Raw genomic sequence first — 4,275 nt, 5'->3', positions numbered from 1 at the left:
TCGACCGACCCAACTGCAACAAAAAGCGTTAGATTTATTGGGAGTTTCCCTGATTTGTACCCAGTAACGGGGCGCTGTAAATTCTCTTAATCCCTTCTACAGCACAGGTTATGGCCTTTTGTCAACGGGGAAGTCCAGTTATTAGTTTAGCAATCTGGTTTAATTCATGTTCTTTGAATCCTCGGTTTTTCTCTAAGGTAATGGGATCAAGCCAATATTTAGCGAGTTTGCGATCGCGTTTGACATGGATATGGGCTGGCTCTCGTTGATCTGAACTGAAAAAGATAAAACTGTAAGGCCCAACTTGAAGGACGGTAGGCATGAGAAAAGCTATTTTAAAGGTATATTTAGCTCTATGCTCTTATTATATGTCAATTTCTCTAATTCACAATTACCCACAAAAAAAGAGACCCTTGCGGTTCTCCTGTTGTAATACCTTCAATTAACGCTTAGTTTTTGTCTGCCTAGGCGCGGCGGCGCTTGAAGCCAGCCCCCAGAGCGACGACAGCCCCCAGACCAACGAGGGCAGAGGGTTCTGGGGTTTGAGCGGGAGGAGCGGCATCGCACTTTAACCCACAGTTTCAATCAATGTGCATGGTGCGTTCCCCAAAAATCGATCGCTGGAGCAGTAGGAGCCATATTAGGGAACGCACCCTACGGCTGCGTTGTTAGACCGCGCCTCACCGAATCTCTTCTAGCACTGGCTCATAAGGCTTCAATCTTGACCTTACCGCCCTCAATGTTATCGACCTGCAACCGATATCTGTAAAGCAGCGCCATTCCTAGTAGAGGCTCTGTTTCTGATTCTGCAATATCAATCTCTTGGTACTGCCCATCCCATATCACAGTCCCAGTGTACAGATCAAAATAAGTTTCACTGCCATCACCCAGCGTGACAAAATCAGAACCACTCCAAGGTAAATTTAATGTAGCGATGATTGTAGAGGGCAAAGATAAAAATCCATTGAACCCAGTATCAATCACCGCGTCAACCGCTTGCAGTTGCCGATTTGAGTTTCCGACTACAATCCTTAGCGTGGCTTCACGCCGCAAATTTACAACACCTTCCATCATGGATTTTTCTTCAAACTCCGTGCCCCGAAATGATAAACAGCGCGATGTCCGATACGAATGATCCAAGGTTGGGCATCGGGGTGACGTTCAAAGAGCCGATTAGTTGCAGGCACAACGTTTTCATCGACTTCAAACTCTCCAGTTTCAATGTCGATCGCTACAATCTTACCTTCATTACCGGCTTCGACTTGCTGCCGAATGCCAGATTCGTAGAGTTTTTGCCCTCGCTCGGCTAACTCATCTTTGGGATAACGCCGTTGACGAACTGCCATCTGGTTGACCTCAACTCAGTATTTTGCCTTAATGATACTCTGATTTATTCTAACGAAGTGCTCCCGCTCTACTACTGATGAGCCGCCTCATCGCAAGCCCCCCAGTGGTGCACTTCAAATTTGAATCGGCGCTTCAATCAATGTGCATGGTGCGTTCCCCAAAATCGATCGGTGGAGCAGTAGGAGCCACATTAGGGAACGCACCCTACAAGATCGGCGTGCTGCTACGCAGTGCCTTCGGCATCGCACTTTGTAAAATGGGTTGAAATATTGCAATAGACTCATTCTCCCGCAATTGTCAAAACCTTTCTGTAGAGTGTTTCGCTAATTCGGAATTCTGCTTTTGAGATTAGCTGATCAACAATCGGTTTAATATTCATAATCAATTCTTTTTGCTTGGCTTCGAGTAAAACGCCCAATATTCCAGTAATATTTAGCCCAAGAGATCGTGCAACTTTGCGTCCTTTTCTTTCATCCAAAATTAATATATCTGCGCCTAATTCTAGCGCTAAAATAATCCCTTCTGATTCTCCTCGGTCTAATTTATTGAGTAGTTGATTAACTTGGTTTTGCTGGGTGACGGGCCGTGTTTCTATCCAAGATAAGGTCATGATTTCAATCGTGCCAGGAACGGCGTAACCTAAACTCGCCATTTCCTCATAAACGGCTTGAGGAATGATAATTGTTCCATAGAGTTGATGCAAAAGGGTTAACTGGTTAACGGCGGCTAGGTTGGTAATGGGTGAGGTGTCACTCACGACGATCATAGTCTGCCTAGTTTTTGTAAGGTTTGGATGTCTTCTTCTAATTCTTCAAGGTCATAATGGACACAAATCTCTCGTAGATTAAGTTCGTGTTGAAATTGGAGGAGGTTCATGCCTGCAAGATGACGGGCTTTGCCGATGCTGATTTTGTCTTGTTTAAAGAGCATGATGGCGATTTCTAGTTTTAGCTCGTCTTCGGAGAGTCCTGATGCGGTCAGTATGTCATTAGGAATAACTACGCTCATAATTTTTAGGGGTTGGCGATTGTCAAATCAGCGATGGTTTTATGATAGCTCGCTTGTGTCTAGTGCCTTGAGGGAGGTTTATGATTTCTCCAATCTCCGTTAAAAAGAAGCAAATATCAAATAATCCTCTTTTAAATAGCAAAAAAAGAGACCCTTGCGGTTCTCCTGTTGTAATACCTTCAATTAAAGCTTAGTTTTTGTCTGCCTGAGTGGGGCGGCGCTTGAAGCCAGCCCCCAGAGCGACGACAGCCCCCAGACCAACGAGGGCAGAGGGTTCCGGGGTTTGAGCGGGGGGAGCGGCATCGCACTTAAACCCACAGTAAATGTGCATGGTGCGTTCCCCAAAAATCGATCGGTGGAGCAGTAGGACTTGCATTAGGGAACGCACCCTACAGCGATAGCTTTTTTCCTCGTGAATGTGTAATTTAACCTAACTAGGGACTATTCGGAAGCTTGTCGGCATAACGGTTGAATTGAGCGGCAAGCGATAGTCTATCAACTCAACACCAAAATCTCTAACATTGTCCGCTCCAATGATGTGTTATGCCCCGATCACACCAAATCAGATTGATGAATGAGTGTATTTTCATTCCATTCTCCACTATCAAATTTTTCAAGAATATACTTAAGATTAGCTGGAATGTTCTGCGAAAGTGTAGTTAATTCTTCTTGACTGATTAATGATTCCTGTTTAGACACACTAACTATTGTACTAAAAAATGAGATATGACCTCCTATTCTCTTCCTTATGACAGAAATTTCATTTGTTTCTAAAGCATCATAAGTTTCTTTGATACTAGCCGCAATAGCAGCAGTTATACTAGCCCCAGCATCAGAAGACTTCTTACAAACAAGTGGTAAAGAGTTGATAGCGACTAAACTTTCCATAATGTTATTATAATTGCCTGATCCGCATTCCTCTAAGTATCGGATTGAGGTTAAAATCATGTTCTTGTAAAGCTTTTCACCTTGATTCCATTCTCTGTCAATTATAAAGTACATTTTTGAAAATGTATTAGCCATAAGGGCACTCAAAGCTCGTTTAGATACGTTAGCATCACCAAAACGCTGGGCGAGTTTTTGCGCCAATTCGTCAGAATTTTTGTTTGACATAATTAAACCCTTAAAAAGATTGAGATTAAAGCTTCACAGCAAATTTTTCTAAAAGCGTATAACTATTAATTATACAGAAACCAAGAACTTTCCCCCATATCACGCCCAAAAGCGTGTTAGCCAGATTAGCTTACTGCAAACAATCTCTTTTTAAGGAGACTTATCACAGAAGCTTTCTAGAAATCTAGCAAAGATTCTTGTATCTGGCTGCACTTTGTTACAAAATTTCACTATTATTTCGGGTAAGGTATGGTAAATCCCTTGATAGATTCAATGGGGACTAACTTCTGGGAAAACCGCTATAGATCTCCTGCAAAAATCAAAAATCTGACCTTAAGTGAGGAGAATCCGAGACAGGAGGAGAAAAAAGACATAAAAAATTTAGTACAAATGCTCTGCTCTCCCTGCTCTGGCGCTCCCTAGCTTACCAGAGGTCGATTGCGACGACAATTATCGCAATGACCACAGCGAAAATTATCGGCATTTTCCTGAAACCCAAAGGCATTTAAGAGAAAGTGCCAACGACAGCGACGGGTATAGAGGTAGGGAAATATCTCATTTCTGGGTTTAAAAGTCATCTTGGCTGAATTATGAGGATAAATAAGCCGATAATGAAAAGGATCGAGCCATTCTAGGCGATCGAGACTGTGTAAAAGGGAGAGAATAAGCGCACCATCGGGAAATTCGGCACTAATCGCCTCTACTTTGCCCTCTAGGGGAATTTGGGCTAAAATTTGCCAAGCTTGTCGGTATTGGCGTTCCTGTTGGGAGTTAAAGAATTTTTGCTGGTTTTTATCGCTATTATCT

The 4,275-nt window shown here is 43.0% G+C and carries 9 protein-coding genes; all 9 read right to left on the bottom strand.

Annotated elements, in window-relative coordinates:
• Positions 1-121 precede the first annotated feature (121 nt).
• A complete protein-coding gene (locus PX484_RS05015) occupies positions 122-322 on the bottom strand; it encodes a DUF4160 domain-containing protein (RefSeq protein WP_287768192.1) in 201 nt (66 codons plus the stop codon).
• 142 nt (positions 323-464) lie between these two features.
• Entirely contained in the window at positions 465-515 is a 51-nt protein-coding gene (locus PX484_RS05010; protein ID WP_230400958.1) for a hypothetical protein, read from the bottom strand.
• A gap of 190 nt (positions 516-705) precedes the next feature.
• Positions 706-1,074, bottom strand: coding sequence for a hypothetical protein (locus tag PX484_RS05005; RefSeq protein WP_002752923.1), 369 nt, complete (start codon positions 1,072-1,074; stop codon positions 706-708).
• A complete protein-coding gene (locus tag PX484_RS05000) occupies positions 1,071-1,346 on the bottom strand; it encodes a hypothetical protein (protein WP_002752924.1) in 276 nt (91 codons plus the stop codon). Before PX484_RS05000 ends, PX484_RS05005 begins: the two co-directional genes overlap by 4 nt.
• A 281-nt stretch (positions 1,347-1,627) precedes the next feature.
• Positions 1,628-2,113, bottom strand: a complete 486-nt coding sequence (locus tag PX484_RS04995) for a PIN domain-containing protein (protein ID WP_004163648.1) — start codon at positions 2,111-2,113, stop codon at positions 1,628-1,630.
• Complete coding sequence (locus PX484_RS04990) at positions 2,110-2,355, bottom strand: UPF0175 family protein (protein ID WP_002770883.1); 246 nt, start codon at positions 2,353-2,355, stop codon at positions 2,110-2,112. The genes PX484_RS04995 and PX484_RS04990 overlap by 4 nt, the downstream gene beginning before the upstream one ends.
• A 190-nt stretch (positions 2,356-2,545) precedes the next feature.
• Complete coding sequence (locus tag PX484_RS04985) at positions 2,546-2,731, bottom strand: PEP-CTERM sorting domain-containing protein (protein ID WP_287768189.1); 186 nt, start codon at positions 2,729-2,731, stop codon at positions 2,546-2,548.
• A gap of 176 nt (positions 2,732-2,907) precedes the next feature.
• Positions 2,908-3,468 carry a hypothetical protein gene (locus PX484_RS25960; protein ID WP_042790988.1) on the bottom strand — a complete coding sequence of 187 codons (561 nt, stop codon included), beginning with the start codon at positions 3,466-3,468 and terminating at the stop codon, positions 2,908-2,910.
• Between the two features lie 419 nt (positions 3,469-3,887).
• On the bottom strand, positions 3,888-4,275 hold a 388-nt coding region (locus tag PX484_RS04975; protein WP_288103062.1), incomplete at its 5' end, for a RecQ family zinc-binding domain-containing protein.

Source organism: Microcystis sp. M49636_WE2, assembly GCF_030065375.1.
GTDB lineage: Bacteria > Cyanobacteriota > Cyanobacteriia > Cyanobacteriales > Microcystaceae > Microcystis > Microcystis aeruginosa_C.
The sequence above is the reverse complement of the archived record's forward strand: the minus strand, read 5'-3'. Positions and strand labels throughout refer to the sequence as shown.